The following is a 20514-nucleotide window of genomic DNA, read 5'->3' as shown; positions in this document are numbered from 1 at the left end:
CAGTCAACTAGGGCCGTTCGACAAGTTCTGGATTTCCCGGGTCAATCTGATAGGCCCAATCCATTCTCATGTACTCATCCCTGATCTGCTCTATTCTAAACTTGGCAAAATGGTTGTCCCATGTCCATACTATATACCCATGTCCCTCGATCGCCTCCACATATCCCAGGCTTGACCATCCGCTCTCCGGAGCCCAGTCAATGTCGTCCAGACAGTCGACGTACCCGAAATCCTGTATGTCTGTGTCGGGGTGACCTATGTTTATGTAGGCTATGAGCGTTCTGGGTTCAATTTCGAAGTATATGTCAGTTGATCTCAAGTTATATGGCTGGACCATCTCTTCTGAGAAGTTGAAGCCCGCATCCAGAGGAAATTTGATGAAATCCCAGAGCACAACGTTGAAACCCTCTGGCCTGGGTGTGTCAAACACGATGTCATAGGAAAGTTCGCTCTCATTGTCGTGCACATCGTATGCTGATACAGCATAGAAATAGGTCTGGCCGTTCTCCACGTCATAATCTGTGAAATAGGCTGTGGGAGTGGATGCGATAGTGTAGTATGGGCCTTCCGGGTAGTAGGACCTGTAGATGTTGTACCCTTTGAAGTCCCGTTCGCGATTAGGGTACCAGTACAATCTAACATTCTCGTCACCTGTAATGCTGTGCACTCCAGTAGGTACTGCAGGTGGTGTGTAGTCAGGCTCATGGACCTCCCAGCAGCACCCGCCCACAAGAAGAGCAATTGTCAGTATTAAGATTGAGACTCTCATTTTTCCTCCTTTGTGCTCCATCCGTTCTCTTTCTCCCCTCCCAACGTCAGATAGAACAAGTTTCGTGCCAGACCGGTGGGCTAGAAGTAACTGTTTGTTATGCAATACGTTAGCTCCATGACCCGTCCTCGACACTGACGCTGTCTGCACAATTGATGTGAAAAGTCCAATCGATGAGCACTAAAAGTGTGAAAATCCCGGTGTTTGTTCACTCCGGGGTCAGATCTTACACGTGCCGTACGCTGTACGCAAAACATAAACCCGGGACACTATAGGGGCTCGGCCTGCCCGGGGCGTTCCACGGCCTCCTCCGAAGCCGCCTACGCTTCTCGACCACCCAATCCCAACAACCAGCTTCGGCCGCCAGGGCCAGAGCCCATCGGAGCCACCCGGGCGGAGATGGGCCACCTGTCCGTCAGCGCCGAAGTCAGAAAAGGCGAAGCCAGTCGTAGCTGAAAAAGATCCACACTGTCGGTAGACAGGGCAGGATATTTTTCATCCTGAGGGAACCCGAAGGATCCCCTCCACGCCTGTCCCACACAACCACATTGAGCGAAAACTGGGCGAAGAAGGGCAAGCACGTCTTGCTTGCATAGAAGGGTGCATGGGGACAACCCTAGATTTTCGCCTTTCGACCTCGCTCGGGCCTCAGGGCTCTTTACAACGACCTGTGTAGGGGCAAGGGTTCCCCTGCCCAGAAAGATGGGCGCGGCAACCGCGCCCCTACAAAAACAGATTATCAACTAACATACTTCAAATGAAAATGCAAAGTGCAAAAATCAAAAAGTCTAAAGGAAAACCCATCGGGAGATTGCTTCTTCGCCCTGACGGGCTCATCGCAATGACAGGAGGGGGGCGTCCTTCGTAATAGGTGGATTGCTTCGTCGCCCCTGCCTGCCCCGTTTCTCACGGAGTGAGATACACGGGGCCTGCTTGCCCGGGCCGTTCCACGGGGGCATCACCAATTGCTGGATTTTTTGGGCAAATAGACTTGACACGCCCATATGATTAGAGTATAAATGTATTTCCCTATCTTATCATTTGACAAGAATCGATTCCTGAAGAGCTCCGGACACATTCAGTTCCGGGTGTTTTCACCGCAGGAAGCAAACAGATGAACTCAGCGGACGTTACAGCAATACTGAAAAAACACGAAGGGAAGCGGGGTGAGCTCATCTCAATTCTGGAAGACATCCAGAAAAAATATGGCTACCTTCCCGAAGCTGCATTGAGAGCAGTGTCCGAAAGAACAGGTCGTTCCCTTACGGAAATATATGGGGTCGCCACATTCTACAGATCCTTCAGTCTGCAACCCAGGGGCAAACACATCATATCGGTGTGTCTGGGTACCGCCTGCCATGTCCGCGGCGGACCCATGATAGCTGAAGAATTCCAACGCCAGTTGGGGATCTCTGCCGGCGAAACCACCAGAGACAAGGAGTTCACACTGGAGACAGTCAACTGTCTTGGCGCGTGTGCCCTCGGACCTATCGTTGTCATCGACGGTCACTACTTCTCCAATGTTGGCAGGGCTAAGGTTAAGCGAATACTGAAGAAAGCTCGGGTCGGCTTGGACAAGGTCCAGGTAGCGACTGACCGACGAGTTTTCCCGATCGAAGTCAGTTGCGCAAGATGCAACCACAGCCTGATGGATCCGACTCACCCTATCGACGGTCACCCGTCAATAAGAGTCACCGTCTCTTTTGGACAAAAACACGGCTGGCTCAGGCTGTCTTCCCTGTATGGCAGCTACGCCATCGAATCCGAGTACGAAATCCCGATGGATACGGTGCTTAACTTTTTCTGTCCGCATTGCCATACTGAGCTTGTTGGTGCTTGGAACTGCCCGGATTGTGGTGCGCCCATGATACCGATGATTGTTCGAGGGGGCGGTATGATACAGGTCTGCTCCCGGCGTGGGTGCAAAAGTCACATGCTGGACATAGCAGAAACTGATTCGCAATCCTATGGTGATGACTCCACTTCTTCGGACAAATAGCTGATCAGACAGACAAGGAACTGGCCGTCTATGGAAAGACTCAGCTCTATCGATGACCTCAAAGCGCTCAGAGCACTTCTTGTGGCCGGGCGAGACCCGAGCATCCCCGTCATAGTCATTTCTGCTGGGACCTGTGGACAGGCGAGCGGTGCAAATGATCTAATCCGCATAGCAAAAAGGGAACTTCTGGCGAAGAAGCTGACCGAAAAAATCCATCTTCGAATCACTGGCTGCCACGGCTTCTGCGAAACAGAACCCTCGGCGCTCATCGAACCGAGAAGGACTTTCTACCCGAACATAGATTCCGATGACATGGGGCGGATTGTCAAAGCTGTCGCTGCCGGAGATGTAATCGAGGACCTGTTGTACAAGGACCCGGAGACGGGCAATCCGGTAGAGAAACAGGACGACATCCCCTTTTACAAGCGGCAGGTGCGGACCATACTTTCTCGCAATGAGAAAGTCGACCCGATCCGCATCTACAACTATTTTGAGAACGGGGGCTATTCTGCACTGAGCAAAGCCCTTACCAAAGGGAGCCCCGAATGGGTGCTCAATCAAGTCAAGGTGTCGAAACTACGGGGCCGAGGTGGTGCTGGTTTTCCTACCGGCTTGAAGTGGGAGCTACTGGCCCAAGCTCGAAACGGTGCGCGCAAGTTCTTGGTATGCAACGCAGATGAGGGTGACCCCGGGGCCTATATGGACAGGAGCGTGCTTGAGGCCAACCCGCACAGCGTGATAGAAGGAATGTTGATAGGCGCATACGGGACCCGTGCTACGGAAGGCGTGATATACGTCCGCAACGAGTATCCTCTGGCAATCAAGCATCTCGTAATCGCGCTCCGCCAAGCGTGTGACCTGGGCCTTTTGGGTGAGAACATACTTGGGACACAGTTCTCTTTCAACATAAGGCTTGTCAAAGGAGCTGGTGCCTTCGTCTGCGGCGAAGAGACTGCCTTGATGAGATCTATAGAAGGAGTCAGGCCTGAGCCGCGGCAAAGACCTCCCTACCCCGTCGAGAAAGGCATCGATAGCAAACCCACTGTGATCAATAATGTGGAAACATGGGCCAACATCCCACTGATAATATCGAATGGTGCAAAGCAGTTCGCCAAGGTAGGAACTGAGAACAACACGGGCACCAAGATTTTCAGCCTGGTCGGCAAGATCAGAAATACCGGTCTCGCCGAGGTTCCAATGGGAATTACCATCGGAGAGATCATATACGATATAGGTGGTGGTCCCTCTGGTAAAGCCAAAATCAAGGCGGTCCAGACAGGCGGCCCATCTGGTGGCTGCATCCCGGCAAGCAGGTTCGACCTACCAATAGACTATGACAGCCTTACAGAGGCAGGGTCGATCATGGGGTCCGGTGGCATGATTGCCATGGATGAGAACACGTGTATGGTCGATGTCACGAAATACTTCATGAGCTTCCTGAAGGATGAATCATGTGGCAAATGCTTCACCTGTCGCAAGGGGACACAGAGGATGTACGAGATTCTCGATGACATATCAAAAGGAAATGCAACCGTTGAGAAACTCGATCTTCTAGAGGAACTTGCTCAGGCTGTGAAGGACACATCCATGTGCGGGCTGGGGCAATCAGCCTGCAATCCAGTGTTGTCAACGCTCCACTACTTTCGGGACGAATACATTGAGCATATCAAAGACAAGCGCTGCTCGGCGGCCGTGTGCAAAGAGCTGGTGGGGGCCCCATGCCAGTCCACATGCCCCGTGGGCACTGAGGCCTGGCGTTACATTGCTCATATACAGCGTGGCGAATATGAAGAAGCCTACCGGGTTATCAGAGAGCCAAATCCTTTCCCTTCTGTCTGTGCGCGGGTCTGCCACCATCCTTGCGAAGATAAGTGCCGCGCGGGCACCAGCGGAGGACAGGCCATCGCGATTCGTGCTCTGAAACGCCTTGTCACTGACCGGATTGACCCTGCCACGTACAAGCCAAAAAAGCTGACCAAGACTGAACAGAAGATGCCGCAGGTAGCCGTAGTGGGCTCAGGTCCAGCCGGTCTCAGCACCGCCCACTACCTTTCTCTCCGCGGATACAAGGTGACTGTCTTCGAGGCAGAGGACCGGCCAGGCGGCATGCTGCTTAGCGGTATCCCGGGGTACCGTCTTCCCCGGGAAGTCTTGCGTAAGGAGATCGATTCACTAATCGACGAAAACGTGACCCTGAAGGCTGGTACTGCCCTGGGTCGCGACATGACTATTGACAGCCTCTTCGACGACGGCTTCAAGGCAATCTTTCTGGCCCTGGGCGCACATAAGAGCCGGCGGATGGATATCCAAGGCGAAGATCTCGAGGGTGTCTATCCAGCCATGCAGTTCCTGAAAGCATTCAACCTCCGCGGCAAGAAACTGGCCAAGGGACGCGTGGGAGTAATTGGAGGCGGCAACTCCGCGATAGATGCGGCTAGGGTGGCGCTCCGGCAGGAAGGTGTCGAAAGTGTCACCGTTATTTACCGGCGAACACCTGAAGAAATGCCTGCCTTCGAAGAGGAGGTCGAGGCTGCCCAGGACGAAGGAATCGAATTAAAGACCCTGCTCTCTCCCACCAGGATTTGCACCAAGAATGGCCATCTGAGCGGAATGGAATGCATCAGGAATGAACTGGGCAAGATCGATTCAAGCGGGAGAAGAAGACCTGTTCCTGTGCCAGGAACAGAACACACCATTTACTTAGATACCCTTATCGTAGCTATCGGCGAACAACCTGATGTTCAGTTCATATCTGCCATGGGTGTTGAGATAAACAAACGGGGGACGCTTCATGCCGATCCCGAGACCCTCGCCACGAGCCGGCCGGGGGTATTCGCTGGCGGAGACGTGGTTACCGGGCCGAATACTGTCATTGATGCAATCGCCGCTGGAAAAAAGGCTGCTGTAGTGATTGACAGATACCTCCGGGGTGAGGAGCTGAGGGTACCTCCGAAGGTTCACCTTCCGGAGTTCTACCTGGAGCCAGCCACAATCACCGAGGACGAATTGGCTCAGGCCAGAAGGGCAAAGCCCTCCACTCTCCCAGCAGAATCGCGGAGGCAGAGCTTCGAGGAAGTAGAAAAAACACTTTCAATTGAAGATGGACTCAAGGAGGCAAGAAGATGCCTCAGGTGCGATCTGGAGTTCACACAGCAAGAAGAGGAAACAGAGGGCCTGACAGGAGGAGAAGAACAGGCTTGATCACCCTAAAAATAAATGGATTGGATGTTTCAGTCGAAAAAGGGGCAACCCTCCTGGAAGCGGCTAAATTCCTGGGTTTTCCCATACCTACTCTATGCTACATGGAAGGGCTTTCACCCTACGGTGCATGCCGCCTCTGTGTGGTGGAGATTGGAGAAGGGCCTAAGGCTAAGCTCGTGTCGTCTTGCACTTACCCGGCTGAGGAGGGGCTCAAGGTTCGGACTGCCTCGGTACGAGTCCTGAAAGCTCGCAAGATGGTCCTTGAACTCCTTCTGGCATCGTGCCCGCAGTCGAAGACAATACAGGACCTGGCTTCGGCCCACAACGTGCGCCAGCAGCGCTTCAGGCAGGAGCACGAAGACTGCATCCTTTGCGGACTTTGCGTGAGGATGTGCGAAGAACAGATGATGGGGAAGGCCATCGGCTTTCGTGGGCGTGGTGAAAACAGAGACATAGGTACGCCTTTCGATGTCCGGTCAGAGGAATGTCGACTCTGCGGTGGATGTATGTATGTCTGTCCAGCCTGCCAGCTCAGGTGCACCTTTACGGACCCAGAAAAAGCCATATGCGGGGCTTGTGCCAATCTGAGCCCGCCATGCGTGGAAAAGGAACAGTTCGACGATATGATGTGCTACATGGACCCATGTGTAGCCTGCGAGATAAAGAAAACTGAATCAAAGGAAAGGAGTTGACCACCATGTCACTGTCCAGGATAAACTCTTCGGCCGCAACTCTCACAAAGAACAGGACAGAGGATTCAATAACGCCCATATCCGGGATGTGCGTAACCTGCGTGGATGGCTGTATAGGCATGTGCGAGATAGGTAAATCCGCATACAGGGGCCACGAGGTAATCTATCCGCAGCCGTTTGGCGTGATTACTACAGCCTCGGAGAAGGTGTATCCAGTTGACTACTCCCATTTCAACATAATGGGCACTGCTGTTGGAGCACACGGTATTGAAGCTGACAGTGACAAGGCAATCTTCCCGGCAGTCAATCTCGAGGTAGCATTCGGTCACGACAAGGGGATTAAGTTCCGTCTCCCATGGGTCATCCCCGGTCTCGGCTCCACCAATATCGCAAAGAGCAACTGGGATGGATTGGCAATTGGGTCAGCGCTTGCAGGCACAGGGCTAACCATAGGTGAAAACGTGGTGGGTATGGACCCCGAGTCAGTGATTAAGAAGGGCCGTGTTGTGGATACGGTCGATCTGAAGTACCGTGTGAAGCTCTACAAGGACCATCAGCGCGATGGCTACGGAGCAATCATCTTGCAGGCCAATGTCGAGGATACACGACTTGGCGTGCAGGAATATGGCATCCAGAAGCTCAAGGTTGAGTGCATAGAACTGAAGTGGGGTCAGGGCGCCAAAGATATCGGTGGCGAGGTAAAGATAACCAACCTGGAAAAAGCTCAGATGCTCTATGAACGGGGCTACGTGGTCCTGCCTAATCCCACTGACCCGGATGTGATCAAGGCATTCGAGCGCGGAGCGTTCAAAGAGTTCGAGCGGCATTCACGCGTGGGCATGGTCTCCGAAGAGTCCTTCGCAAAAAGGGTGGAAGAACTTCGCGAGGCAGGAGCAAAGTATATCTTCCTGAAGACTGGCGCTTATCGACCGGCTGACCTGGCAAGGGCTGTCAAGTTCGCATCCAAGTACAAGATCGACCTCTTGACCGTTGATGGTGCAGGCGGCGGCACAGGTATGAGCCCGTGGCGGATGATGAATGAGTGGGGAGTGCCGCCAGTCGAGATACATTCGCTCGTGTACCAGTATACCAAGAAGCTCGCTGATAAGGGTGAGTACGTGCCCGCACTGGCAGTGGCCGGTGGATTCACCTTTGAGGACCTGATCTTCAAGGGGCTGGCCATGGGTGCACCGTTTGTGAAACTCGTTGGCATGGCTCGTTCCCCCATTGCAGCGGCAATGGTAGGCAAGACAATTGGGCAAACCATCGAGCAGAATCTGGTTCCAGTCTACATAGAACGTTTTGGCAACACCAAGGATGAGATTTTCGTTACCGCCAGTTCCCTGCGCAAGGAACTGGGAGATAAAGAGTTCGAGAAGATTCCTACGGGTGCACTCGGCCTGTACACATACTACGAACGTCTGGCTCAAGGACTCCGCCAGCTTATGTGTGGCAGCAGAAAATTCGCCCTGGAGCACATATCGCGCGATGATATTGCGGCGCTGACCCGGGAAGCTTCTGAGATAAGCGGTATCCCATACGTCATGGACCTCGACAAAGGGGAAGTCGAGAAGATACTTGGCAAGTAGCTTTTTCTCATAGCCCTTCCTGATACTACACAGTGAACAGGCAGGCCCCACAAACTCTATAGTGTTGCCATCTACGGCACCGTGCTATTTTCGTAGCTTCCCGTGGAGCGAATGGGCTCAAGTACCCGGTACTTGACATAATCAAGATGATTGGTGAATATGTACATGCTTGGAGGGTATACTCTCACAGGAGGAGATTATGGAAAAGAAGAGTAGCCTTTATGAAAATGTAGTACAGCAATTCAATAAAGCCGCGGACTTGATGGGACTTGATAGAGATATCTGCAAGATCCTCTCAAAGACCACCAATGAGATAACCGTCAACTTCCCGGTGAGAATGGACGATGGTCGTATCGACATGTTCACAGGCTACAGGGTACAGCACAATGCCGCACTCGGTCCCTTCAAGGGCGGCCTGCGGTACCATCCTTCCGTCAACATAGATGAGGTGAGGGCCCTGGCCACGTGGATGACGTGGAAAGGAGCGCTGACCAACATACCGTTCGGCGGAGCAAAAGGTGGCATCCAGTTTGACCCATCGAAGTGCTCACAAACAGAACTTGAGCGGATAACCCGGCGGTTTACCTTCGCCTTGGGTAGCAATATCGGCCCAGAGTACGATATTCCAGCACCGGACGTCAACACGAATGCCCAGATCATGGCCTGGATACTGGACACATATCTATCGACAATGCCTCCGCTTGAGCGGAACCGTTCTGCCCACGTGGTCACCGGCAAGCCAGTTGAATCGGGTGGAAGTCTCGGTCGTGACAAGGCGACCGGCCAAGGCATCGTGTTTCTAATAGAGCAGTGGGCAGAAGACCACGGACTGAAGCTGGATGGTACTACCTACATACTTCAGGGTTTCGGAAACGTGGGCTCATGGGTAGCCCGGCTCATGAAGCCACACGGCTCAAAGCTCGTTGCTGTCGAAGACTCCAGTGGTGCGATATCCAATGCGGATGGGATTGACCCTGACAGGCTCTTTGAATATGCCTGCAGGAGTAACCAACTTGTCGCAGGCTGCCCTGAGGTTGAACCTTTAGACCACAAGACTTTCATCAGCACGAAAGCCGATATCTTCATACCTGCTGCGCTGGAGAATCAGATTACATCTGAAACAGCACCACTATTAAACGTCAAACTGGTCGCTGAAGGAGCCAACGGTCCGACTGATCCAGATGGTGACAGGGTACTGCAGGACAAGGGAATAGCGTTGATACCAGACATCCTCTGCAACTCTGGAGGCGTTATCGTCAGCTACTTCGAGTGGTTGCAGAACAAGCGTAGTGAATTCTGGGAGTTGGGAGACGTAGATAGTAAGCTGCACAGAATAATCATAAATGCCTACGAACGGGTCCGTGATAGGGCGGAGAAGCTCGACACTGACTGGCGTACAGCCGCCTATGTCGTTGCCCTTTCGCGCCTGGAGACTGCCTACAAGAAGCGCGGGATCTTCCCCTGATGCTGTTCGGATGCAATCAATCGACTCCTTGTTTTCGTATGCTGAAGCAAACAGAGGGACCGGCACTCCCGGTTGAGCACCAGGGAGAATGTTACTTTTTGCCGTTGACTAGTCACAGTCAGGCTGATAACCTATTGTCAGGAAGATGTTTCCCAAGGGATTGAGTACCCACTGGTGCGAAGTGAGATGAGTCACCAGAAATATCTTGATCTGGAATGAGAAAAAAGCACTCAAAGTTGGTTCCTACAAAACCCGCAGGCAATAAGACCACTGAGGACTTCAGAGCTCTATCCCATCAGATACTCCACTATGCAAGCCGGGGTGTCCCCAGGATCAACTTTCTCGAGGGTGTCTCAAAAATGCTTAAGGACTTCTCCGGGTGTGATGCCGTTGAGATCCGCCTGAAGGATAATGAAGATCCGATCCGTTTTGAATTCATGCGGCGGACAAACCGGTCGTTCAACTTCGAGATCATGCGCTGCGTACAGCATGAAGATGGCACAATCACCTGCCCGGTCGAGGGCGGGTCAAACGACTCTGAGCGTCTGTGCGGAGACATTATGTGTGGACGTGTTAAGCCCTCGCTCCCGTTTTTCACAGATAAGGGCAGTTTCTGGTCGGGCGAAAACGGGCTTTCTTCGACTTCTCGTCGAAACCACGGACCAGAACTCGGTGGAAGTTACAGCTCGATCACCATTATCCCCCTTTCGGTGGCCGATGAAAATATCGGGCTTCTGCAATTGAAAAGCAAGAAGCCGAACTACTTCATACAATCTGAGATAGAAGCCTATGAGCGAGTTGCGCGAAACCTTGGAGTAGCGCTCATCTACCAGCGTGCCCAGGCAGCACTGCGCGAACGTGTCAAGGAGCTGACCTGTCTTCATGGTATCGCCCAGGTGTCTGCCCAGCCTGATATATCGCTCCACGAGATTCTCGAGAGAATCGTCCAGCTCCTTCCTCCTGCGTGGCAATATCCTGAAATCACTTCCGCAAGGATAACCGTTCATGGCCGCTCGTACTCAACATCTAGTTTTAAGGATTACCCTCAGAAAGAGACAGCAGATATCATTGTACAAGGCGAAAAAAGGGGTGTGGTGGAAATCGTCTATTCGCAGAAGAAGCCCGAACTAGATGAGGGACCATTTCTCAGAGAGGAACGGAGACTCATCGACGCCGTGGCGAAGCAGGTTGCGTTGATCGTCGAGCGCAAAAAGGCAGAGGAGGATAGAGTACATCTTCAGGATCAACTCAGGCATGCTGACCGTCTGGCAACAATTGGACAGCTCGCAGCCGGTATTGCGCATGAACTAAACGAGCCACTGGGGACAATTCTTGGGTTCGCTCAACTCACAAAGAAGTCGTCTGGACTATCCGAACAGACCAGACAGGACATTGAAAGAATAGAGATGGCCTCTCTACACGCCCGGGAGGTCATAAGAAAACTGATGATGTTTGCACGACAGATGCCATCGAAAAGAACAAAGGTGAATTTGAACAGTCTTGTGGAGGACGGCCTGTACTTTCTGGAGTCGCGGTGCGTGAAGGAAGGAATTAAATTCGTACGTGTGCTTTCACCCGGGCTCCCTGACGTGACTGTCGACCCAGCGCAACTGCACCAGGTTCTGGTGAATCTTGCTGTCAATGCAATACATGCTATGCCGGATGGTGGCAAGCTTATAGTGCAGACAGCAAGTTCTGAGGATTACGTGTCGCTCATAATAGAAGACACAGGCACAGGCATGACTAAAGAAGTACTCAAACAGATATTCATCCCGTTCTTCACGACCAAAGACGTAGGTCAGGGAACGGGTCTGGGCCTTCCTGTAGTCCACGGCATTGTAACCTCGCATGGCGGTTCTATCAAAGTTGAAAGCAAGCCGGGCCAAGGTGCACGATTTGAGGTTCAGCTGCCAGTTGCTGAACTGGAAGACACTGAGGAGAGTGACCAAAATGACGACCGCTGCTGAAAAAGAACGTTTGCTGGTCGTTGATGACGCCAAGGACACCCTGGAAGTACTCAGAAGGAACCTGGAATCACAGGGTTATCAGGTCTTCACTGCACCGGGCGTGGCTGAAGCACTCAAGATCCTGGAAGGCACGCATATCAACCTGGTCATCACAGACCTCAAGATGCCTAAGGTAAGTGGTCTTGATCTGGTAAGGCATGTCAGGGAGAACCTGAGAAACACCGAAGTGATGATGATAACGGGTTATGCGACAGTGGAAGGGGCAGTCGAGGCTGTCAAAACCGGAGCTGAAGAGTATCTACCCAAACCTTTCACAGAAGAAGAGCTTTTTTCAGCAGTCCGCCGAGCGCTGGACAAACTGCACGCCCGAATGGCCGGAGAGAAGGATGCGCGACAGGCCCGGCCTGCCCGCCACGGCCTGATTGGAGAGTCAGAAGTAATGCTTAAGGTTCTCAAGGCTGTTGAAAAAGCTGCATCAACAATAGCCACTGTACTCATAACAGGCGAAAGCGGCACAGGCAAGGAGCTTATTGCCAGAGCCATACACTATGGCAGTTCAAGGGCATCCGCTCCGTTCGTGCCTGTCAACTGCGGCGGCATTCCTGAGGGTTTGCTGGAGAGCGAGCTTTTTGGTCATGTTAAAGGCGCATTCACAGGCGCAACCGAAACTCGCGCGGGTTTCTTTCAGACCGCCGACGGTGGCACCATCTTTTTGGATGAGATCAGCGACACCAGTCCTTCAATGCAGGTGAAACTTCTCAGGGTGCTCGAAGACAAAGAAGTCTGCATGGTAGGTTCAAGCAAGCTGAGATTCGCGGACGTGAGGATAGTGGCAGCAACAAACAAGGATCTGTTGGGCCTCGTAGACAAGGGAGTATTCCGAGAAGATCTCTTCTACCGTCTAAATGTGATAACAATCGCCATGCCTCCGCTCCGTAAGAGGGGTGACGACATTCTGCAGTTGATCAAGTATTTCACGGGCAAGTTCGCCGCCGAATCGGGTAAGCCCGCACCCGAGTTTTCTGACAATGCCCTGGTAGTACTGAGGAACTACCAGTGGCCGGGAAATGTGAGAGAATTGCAGAACGTCATCCAACGTCTTGTAGTTATGACGGAGGGGGATTTGATAGAAGTTCCTGACCTACCCTCTCTTATGCGCTTTTCGGCTCTGCGCGGTTCCGGGCTTGACAGGACCTTAACTGAGGTAGAAGCTGAGCACATTCAGAACGTGTTGGCGAGCGTCGAAGGAAACAAGACTCGGGCTGCAGAAATCCTCGGAATCGATCGAAAGACACTGCGTGAGAAATTGAAAGCCCCGAAGAATTCATTGGATTGAGCTGTCTCCAACTGGAGAGATTCTCTCCAGTGGTTCAGATTTCCCCAGCAAGACTACATGCTTGGCACGCATCATCTAAGTGCCGGACCAAATCATAGGAAAGACCCCCTTTCAATAAGACCTTACACTCCATTGGTTTAAGATGGAGCCTCTACTCATCATTGTGTCTTCCGACGGATAGTAGAACCATCCCCATCGGGTTGGCACGGAATTCGCATAACGTCGGAGTGGGTATGTTCTCCAGGGTAAACCGAAAGGAGGTAGGTATCATGGCTAAGACCGTGAAAACAAAGAAGAGGGCAGGGGCTGGCAGACAAGCAAAGAAGGCGAGTAAGACCTCGCTCCCCGTCAGCCCGCCGAGGATGAGGCAGCGAAGAAAACCGGTCGCGAAGCATGTCGAACCCAAGGTTGAAGAGATACGTCCGCTCTCAAAGACAAAGGAATGGAAACTGTTGTACCAACCATACCCCTTTAGCGGCGACATGCTAATAAGCACACCGCTGGCTCTAAAGCCCGAACCGGAAACTGAGAAGATGGCTGCTGATAGGGTCCGAGGTCTCTGTGCCAATTGTGCACAGGACGAAATCTGTAACCTTCCGCGGCCTGAGGGTGGAGTATGGCACTGCTCGGATTATGAGCAAAAGCCGGGGACGAAAACGAGGGTTGTAACTGAAGGACTGAAGAAGAGCGTGTATGCAGGTGTGCTCGAGCAGTTCAACAAGGCTGCGGACATTATGAATCTAGAGCCAAACGTTCGCGAGATTCTGGCAAATACGATGAATGAAATAACGGTTCACTTTCCGGTAGTGATGGACAACGGCCGGATCAAGATTTTCACAGGCTACAGAGTGCAGCATAACGATATACTCGGCCCATTTAAGGGCGGACTCCGCTTTCACCCAGGAGTTGACGTCGATGAGGTTAGATCCCTAGCCGCGTGGATGAGTTGGAAGTCGGCGATTGTGGACATACCATTCGGTGGAGCCAAAGGGGGAATCAAGTTCGATCCATCAAAACATTCAATCGGTGAACTCCAAAGGATCACCAGACGTTTCACGTACTCATTGGGAAACACCATCGGACCCGAATACGACATACCTGCACCCGACGTGAACACGAATTCACAGATCATGGCGTGGATTTTAGATACATACCTTTCAACTATGCCCGCGCACGAACGGAATCGGTGCATTCACGTGGTCACCGGGAAGCCAATTGAATCAGGCGGCAGCCTGGGCAGAGACAAGGCAACGGGTCAGGGCGTTGTATATCTTATAGAAGAGTGGGCGAAGGACCGGAGGTTCGACCTGGACGGCGCGACGTATATCGTACAGGGATTCGGTAATGTAGGTTCTTGGGCTTCCCGTCTGCTGAAGTCACACGGTGCCAGACTTACTGCCGTAGAAGATGTGAGCGGAGCCATTATCAATACAAGGGGGATCGACCCCGACAACCTCCTGGAATATGTCAATAGCAATCATGAAGTAATAGCAGGGTATCCGAAAGCGAAACCGCTTGGCCACAAAGCCTTCCTCAAAACAGAAGCAGACATATTCATACCTGCGGCCCTCGAGAACCAGATTACGGCTGAGACTGCTCCATGGCTGAAAGTGATGCTTGTTGCTGAGGGAGCCAATGGACCGACAAACCCTGACGGCGACAGAATCCTGGAAGAAAAAGGCATTGACATGCTCCCAGACATATTGTGCAACGCTGGCGGTGTCATCGTCAGCTACTTCGAGTGGCTTCAGAACAAGAGAAGCGAATTCTGGGAACTCGAAGAGGTGGATTCCAAGCTCCACAAAAAGATGGTCTCCGCCTATAGAAAGGTTCGCGATACAGCCAAGCAATTCAGTGTAGATTGGCGCACTGCTGCCTACATCGTTGCACTCTCTCGTCTGGAGACCGCGTACATGAGACGGGGGATTTTCCCATGATGTTGTCAGAGATCCGGTTGCAGACCTGAAATGAGTGGCAGAAGCGATGAAGCTACGCGGGTGGGTGTAACTTAAAGCTGTACGCTACACAATCAAGGACGAAAGACGAAATTGGTATCTAGCTGTAAGTTCTTGGCTTTCATGTTCTTAGCTTAGAGCTTACAGCTTTTCTTACTCTTGGCACTGCGGACAGTCCCTTCGGTAATGCTCCCCTCGACTTCGTGCTTCGACGATGCCCGGCACCTCGCTCGGGACAGGCAGGATACATATGGATTTTTGGTCTTCTGACAGCACAGAAATGGGCGCGGAAACCCTCCTTCGCCCTTCGTGGCTTCGGAGGACACGCCGCGCCCCTACAACTCAAAAACTGATGGCTCTTGTTTTCGTACAGCGTATAGCTATCAGTTATCTCTGTTTCTTAATAAACGCCTCGTCGATATACTGGCGCCAGTTCGGATCGAAAAACTCATCTTCTGTACTCGAGTAAACCAGCTCGTACTTGCCTATTCCAGAGATGTCGGAGAAGATGAACTGTATGCCACCTTCCCTGTAGTAGAACCAATCCTCGTGTGCCGGATAATCCGGGTCTGTTGGATATGATTCTGTATCATCGGGCTTCCCGTATTTGATGTATATCTTGCCCCGATCTGAGGCAATTCCCCTCTCAAGACCTGAGCGGAACATCTCGTCAGCTTCTTTCACTCTTGCAGCGAAGGCGTCAAAGAATTCATTCTGAGGAGTTCCTGGCGTAGGATCTCTCCTGAGCCAGAAGTCAATCAGAAACTGCTCCTGACCATTGGGACTCAGGCTTCTCATGAATCTGAAGGTGTCCTGGCCCGCCAGCAGGTCTATCCTGTCAAAGTACTCCTCTGCCCAGCCACCCATCAGGGGTCTTCTGGGCTTCAGCCGTGCCACCTCAAACGAAGAAGTGGCCTTCGCACTCTGACCGGTGGATGAATCCTTTATCTCAACCTGCAGCAGGTATCTCCCTGGTAACAGACCCAGAACATTAACTGCACTCGCCCCCACACCTGTATGCCCTAGCTTCTCACTCTGTGTAGGCGGAAGGGTGGTGACGACCTCGCCCTGCTCATTCAGAATTGAGTAGGTCGTGGAATACGTGCCCGGATTTGCAGCGTCGAACTTCATATTGTATATCTCAAAATGCGGGTAGAGGAATCGGAGGTTATCACCGAATACACGCTTCGGGTTCGGAATCACTTTTATGTTTCCCCGGGTGAAGTTTGAACCAATAGTGTCAACTGTTATGGACGTGGCAAGTTGTACATCGCTGAGGGCGAGGACACTTCCGAGCTCCGGGAATTCAATTCTTCCAACAGCCGATCCGCTCCTCTTCGAATTAAGATCTTTAATCGTCAGGCTCAATTCATAGACTCCACCCTTCAGTTCAATTTCGAACTGGTCAACGCCTGACAGTTTCTTCCTCAAGGCTTCTTCCTTGCTTCTCACCTGACTTGATGATGTCCAGGAGCTTTTCTGTACATTTCCTGTGGACGTGCTTTTCACCTCAACATCAATCTGGAATTCCACGGCGTATCCACTCTCTTTCTTCTCGCCAAGTGAAAGCTGACCATAGGGCAGGTCGTAGAAAACCTGCAGAAGATTAATGCCAGCGGGATTCCTGAATCGCACCGCGTCCACGACAAAATCCAGGTCTCCCTTGCTCTCTGCCGGAAAATGCTGAGGCGGCTGCGAAGCATAGGCACAGAAAGAGAACAGTAGAATTAACCAAAGAACAAGAACCAGTGTAATAGTTTTCATATCTATCTTCTCCCCCACCGTTTCAATTCATACTTTCCCAGGTTGTGCTCATCAACAAACAAGAACTCAAGTCCTGAGGAGTAGTAGTACCAAACCTCAGATGAAGGTTGATCGATCTCAAACGGATGTTTTTCAATATCGTCTGGCCTCCCATAGAGTATGTATACCATCCCTCTATCTGTCTTCCAACCTGGAGTAAGACCTCCGAAATGCTGATTCGCATAGTTGACTCGGCCGAGGTACTCCTCCTCAGCCTCGTTCCTCTCTGTCGAGGGGGTAGGGTCCTTTTTCTTCCAGAACTCTCTGTAGGCTGTTATCCTCTCTTTTGAAGCTGCTTCCTTCAGTTTTCTCAACTCATCCTTGCTGGCGATGTATTGCATTGCATCTACCCGTTCAAGATATTCCTCAGCATCCAAGAAGAAGGGCACCCGGACCAAAAGGGGCCACCTGGCGCGGGTGGTGTCGGCAAGGGTGATCACAAATAAGTAACTATCTGCTGGTAAGGTATCCACTGAGAATACAACCGTCTTCGTCTGTTTGGGTCTGTCCTTCAACATGACCACACCGCTGTTCCAAACCTTTCCTCTGGAATCGACCAGTGATGTCTCCAATGGAAAGGAATCGACACCGGAAGAACTGTATATCTCGAACCGGACTCCAATCCTCGTGGCTCCATAATATTCGGCCGAGGGGTTGGGAATTCTGAGAGTGTCAGAAAAGAAGTGCAGGAATATGGGATCACTCACCTCCAGGTCGCTCTCGCCAAATGATCGCACCAGGACGTCTTTCTGTATCTGGCCAGATCTTGCAGACGAAAGGTCTTCAAGTTTAACTTCCATCCTGTATAGTCCAGAGAGTATCCGGAACTCTACGTAGGAGGCAAAACGCATGCTGGAAGACTTGGTTTCTTCGAAGTTCGCTGCAGTTACCTGATCGCGCCATATGTCCCCGCCCACCTGCTCCCCAGCAGTGTCATAGAAGACCACACTGATGTCGAAAGAGGCCGCGTAGATGCTGTCCCTTTTTAGAAAACTGAGCTGGTCATACCGAAAATCATAGTATATGACGAATTTGGTCTTTGGTTTCCCCTCATAGAACGAAGAACCACGCACTTTGAATGCGATTTCTCCTTTCCTCTTCTCTTCCGCCTGCGGGAAAACCCAGACAGAGAATAGGACAAGGAGATTGATGAGCAGAATGGCCGCCAACCACGTGCTCGAGCGTTTATGGATTGCTTTTCTCACCCGTATTACCCCCATCAGCATACTATCCCCACCTTATGGCCTTTGCAAGGGAAAAACAGCTTGAATCAGCTGTACGCTATACGCTGTACGCACTAAACAAGCTGTCAGCTCTTAGCTACCAACTTCAAAACACTTTCCAGACAATGACAGGAGGTGGTGTCATTGCGATCCCGACGCAGCCATGCGTCAGCCTGACGCGAAGCCCGACGGAGCTAGAGAGATAGCGGAGTCAGGAAGAGCGAAGGCGGGCGAAGCAATCTGACACAAGCAGATCCGGAGTTTATCCTACCCTGTCTATCGACAGTATGGCTCTTTTTCAACTGGACCTATTTCGTTTTCGATTTTCGACTGGGTAGGCAAGCGTCATCAGGGACGGTAAGCAGTTTCTGCCTGGAGCTTGCTCCTCTAATGATTTTTATGCTTTTCTTGGGAACGCCTGATGCTTTGGCAAGAAGCTCGATTAAACGCCTGTTCGCTTTCCCGTTAGCTGGTGGTGCGGATACTCTCACCACCAGCACTCCGTCGCTGTCATAGCCGACGATTTCATCTTTCAGGGCCCTTGGCTTTATCCTGACCCTGATTTTCTTCAAACCTTACTACTCCGGATTTGCTGCTTTCCTAGTATCACCCGACTCTGCTTCGAGGAACAGATTGCCCAGACTGCTGTAGTCGCTGGTTCTCCCACCTTGAGGCTCGGGGTCTGGTGCCGCACCACCAGAAGTCATTACAGGGGACGGTTTGACTATTGCTGGCCTTCTTTTTCCCAGAGAGTGGGCTTCGAGCAGCCTCTGCTGCACTTCAATCATGCTCTTGAACTTGGCCACAAACACTTCCCTCTGCCCTTCCAGAGCAGAAACCTCGGCCTGCAAGTCTGTAACCTTCGCCCTCGCCTCCTCTACAAGGCGGGTGGCTCTCATCTTTGCATTTCTTACGATCAGTTCAGCTTCTTTTCCAGCATTCTTCTTAAGGTCGTCAGCAGTCCTCTGCGCACTCGTAAGAGTCCCCTGGAGCGTCTTCTCCATGTTCCTGTAGTCATCAATCTTAAGGTCCAGCTCTCTCAGCCGTTCAGTCAATACGCTATTCTCTCTCAGGAGTTCCTCCATTTCCTTGGCCACCATCTCTAGAAATGCGTCAACTTCATGGACATCGTAACCACGCATCGCCCTCTTGAACTCCTGTTTTCTCAAGTCCAGCGGCGTTATCTTCACCTCATACCTCCCTGCTCTAAACTAGCTGTACTAAGTTCGAACCTCCTAACCACAGATTATCACAGATTTTCACAAGATTCTTCATTTATGGTTTTGTTCATAGTTCATTGGTTCTTCTGTGTTAATCTCGTGTAATCTTGTGGTTTCAGGTTCGACCTTCGGGTTCAAGTTCGTGGTCCGAAGATGGCGGTCCCTATTCTCACCATGTTGGACCCCTCTTCTATGGCAGTTTCAAAATCGTTACTCATACCCATGGACAGAAGTTTCATTCGGGCAGTTTCTCTGAACTGATCGATACAACGCATTTTCAATTCTCTCAATACCCGAAAACATGGTTGAACACGCTCAGGGTCATTTGAAAAAACACCAATCGTCATCAGCCCTACAATCTTCAAGTAAGGAATGCTCATGGCTTCCCCCAGAACCTCGATGAGATTCTCGGGTTCAACCCCAAACTTCGTCGGCTCGCCAGACGTGTTCACCTCTATCAGCACTTCCGTCTCTTTTCCCAACTGTTCTGCTCGTCGGCTGATCTCCCTTGCCAGGCGCAATGAATCGACAGACTGTATTGTGCTGAATATATCCAAGGCCTTCTTCACCTTATTAGTCTGGAGATGACCAATCATATGCCAGTCTGCCTTCAGTGAGACTTTGCTGAATTTCGTCAGAGCTTCTTGAACTCTGTTCTCTCCCACAATACTAACGCCGCAGGCTATAGCCTCCTCCACCCTCTCCGCCTCAATTCCCTTAGCTGCGGCTACAAGTACAACCGATTCCGGCTTCCTGCCAGATCTAATTGCTGCTTCTGCTATCCTTTCTTTTACCAGCCTTACATTATCAGTGACCGTACTCAAGGCGATTTTCGTAACTCAAAGTTGTCTATTCACCAGACCAACCCCGGGACTGAAGATTGTGGTGGAGGCGGCGGGAATCGAACCCGCGTCCAAAAGCAGATTGAAAGAGACCACTACGCGCGTATCCTCATAACTAGTCTCGTTCTACAGATCTCCATGAGGCGGGATATCTATAGAACCAGCCCTGACAGCTTTCACCACCCCCTCCGGGCGGAGAAGGATGGCTATCCTACGATTGACGTCGCCCTTCCAATGGCCTCGCAGGAAGAGCCAGAGGAGGACGTGACCGCATTAAGCGGCCAGAGCGTAGTTGCTATTGGCAACTATTGTTTTTCCGCCATTTTACGAGACGACGGAACCTCGGCACGCAGTCTCAGTCTCCTTGCCCCCGTCGAGACCGGATCGCCCCCCGTGACGATAATACAGCCAAAATCAAAGAACGTCAACGTCAAGCTTGAGAGACAAGGCCGC

At 51.8% G+C, this 20514-nt stretch carries 14 protein-coding genes and 1 other RNA gene; 8 read left to right on the top strand and 7 right to left on the bottom strand.

Annotation, left to right across the window (positions count from 1 at the left end; translation table 11 throughout):
- Window positions 1-7: 7 nt before the first annotated feature.
- Entirely contained in the window at window positions 8-769 is a 762-nt protein-coding gene (locus E3J62_11690) for a hypothetical protein (protein ID TET43998.1), read from the bottom strand.
- Between the two features lie 1114 nt (window positions 770-1883).
- Here E3J62_11690 and nuoE point away from each other — a divergent pair.
- From nuoE to E3J62_11650, 8 genes are all read left to right on the top strand, one after another.
- The gene (nuoE, locus tag E3J62_11685) at window positions 1884-2768 is read left to right on the top strand and encodes an NADH-quinone oxidoreductase subunit NuoE (protein TET43997.1); all 885 of its coding nucleotides are present in this window, start codon (window positions 1884-1886) and stop codon (window positions 2766-2768) included.
- An 81-nt stretch (window positions 2769-2849) separates the two neighbouring features.
- Window positions 2850-5969 carry an FAD-dependent oxidoreductase gene (locus E3J62_11680; protein TET44018.1) on the top strand — a complete coding sequence of 1040 codons (3120 nt, stop codon included), beginning with the start codon at window positions 2850-2852 and terminating at the stop codon, window positions 5967-5969.
- Window positions 5966-6661, top strand: a complete 696-nt coding sequence (locus E3J62_11675) for a hypothetical protein (protein TET44017.1) — start codon at window positions 5966-5968, stop codon at window positions 6659-6661. The genes E3J62_11680 and E3J62_11675 overlap by 4 nt, the downstream gene beginning before the upstream one ends.
- A 5-nt stretch (window positions 6662-6666) precedes the next feature.
- Complete coding sequence (locus E3J62_11670; protein ID TET43996.1) at window positions 6667-8250, top strand: FMN-binding glutamate synthase family protein; 1584 nt, start codon at window positions 6667-6669, stop codon at window positions 8248-8250.
- A gap of 199 nt (window positions 8251-8449) precedes the next feature.
- Window positions 8450-9715, top strand: coding sequence for a Glu/Leu/Phe/Val dehydrogenase (locus tag E3J62_11665; protein TET43995.1), 1266 nt, complete (start codon window positions 8450-8452; stop codon window positions 9713-9715).
- Between the two features lie 215 nt (window positions 9716-9930).
- The gene (locus E3J62_11660) at window positions 9931-11682 is read left to right on the top strand and encodes a hypothetical protein (GenBank protein TET43994.1); all 1752 of its coding nucleotides are present in this window, start codon (window positions 9931-9933) and stop codon (window positions 11680-11682) included.
- Window positions 11666-13018 carry a sigma-54-dependent Fis family transcriptional regulator gene (locus E3J62_11655; GenBank protein ID TET43993.1) on the top strand — a complete coding sequence of 451 codons (1353 nt, stop codon included), beginning with the start codon at window positions 11666-11668 and terminating at the stop codon, window positions 13016-13018. Before E3J62_11660 ends, E3J62_11655 begins: the two co-directional genes overlap by 17 nt.
- Before the next feature lie 533 nt (window positions 13019-13551).
- On the top strand, window positions 13552-14955 hold the full coding sequence (locus E3J62_11650) for a Glu/Leu/Phe/Val dehydrogenase (GenBank protein ID TET44016.1): 1404 nt from the start codon (window positions 13552-13554) through the stop codon (window positions 14953-14955).
- 405 nt (window positions 14956-15360) lie between these two features.
- Here E3J62_11650 and E3J62_11645 read toward each other — a convergent pair whose 3' ends face one another.
- From E3J62_11645 to ssrA, 6 genes are all read right to left on the bottom strand, one after another.
- Window positions 15361-16737 (bottom strand): GWxTD domain-containing protein, encoded by a 1377-nt coding sequence (locus tag E3J62_11645; GenBank protein TET43992.1) that lies wholly within the window; start codon window positions 16735-16737, stop codon window positions 15361-15363.
- A gap of 2 nt (window positions 16738-16739) precedes the next feature.
- The gene (locus E3J62_11640) at window positions 16740-18002 is read right to left on the bottom strand and encodes a GWxTD domain-containing protein (protein ID TET43991.1); all 1263 of its coding nucleotides are present in this window, start codon (window positions 18000-18002) and stop codon (window positions 16740-16742) included.
- Between the two features lie 305 nt (window positions 18003-18307).
- Window positions 18308-18571, bottom strand: a complete 264-nt coding sequence (locus tag E3J62_11635) for a DUF167 domain-containing protein (protein TET43990.1) — start codon at window positions 18569-18571, stop codon at window positions 18308-18310.
- 6 nt (window positions 18572-18577) lie between these two features.
- Complete coding sequence (locus E3J62_11630) at window positions 18578-19189, bottom strand: DivIVA domain-containing protein (GenBank protein ID TET43989.1); 612 nt, start codon at window positions 19187-19189, stop codon at window positions 18578-18580.
- 164 nt (window positions 19190-19353) lie between these two features.
- Window positions 19354-20043, bottom strand: coding sequence for a YggS family pyridoxal phosphate-dependent enzyme (locus tag E3J62_11625; protein TET43988.1), 690 nt, complete (start codon window positions 20041-20043; stop codon window positions 19354-19356).
- A gap of 59 nt (window positions 20044-20102) precedes the next feature.
- Window positions 20103-20453, bottom strand: a transfer-messenger RNA (tmRNA) gene (ssrA, locus tag E3J62_11620).
- Between the last annotated feature and the right edge of the window lie 61 nt (window positions 20454-20514).

It is taken from the genome of candidate division TA06 bacterium, from assembly GCA_004376575.1.
Classification (GTDB): domain Bacteria; phylum Hydrothermota; class DG-26; order E44-bin18; family E44-bin18; genus E44-bin18.
This window is presented reverse-complemented; position numbering and strand designations above follow the sequence as displayed.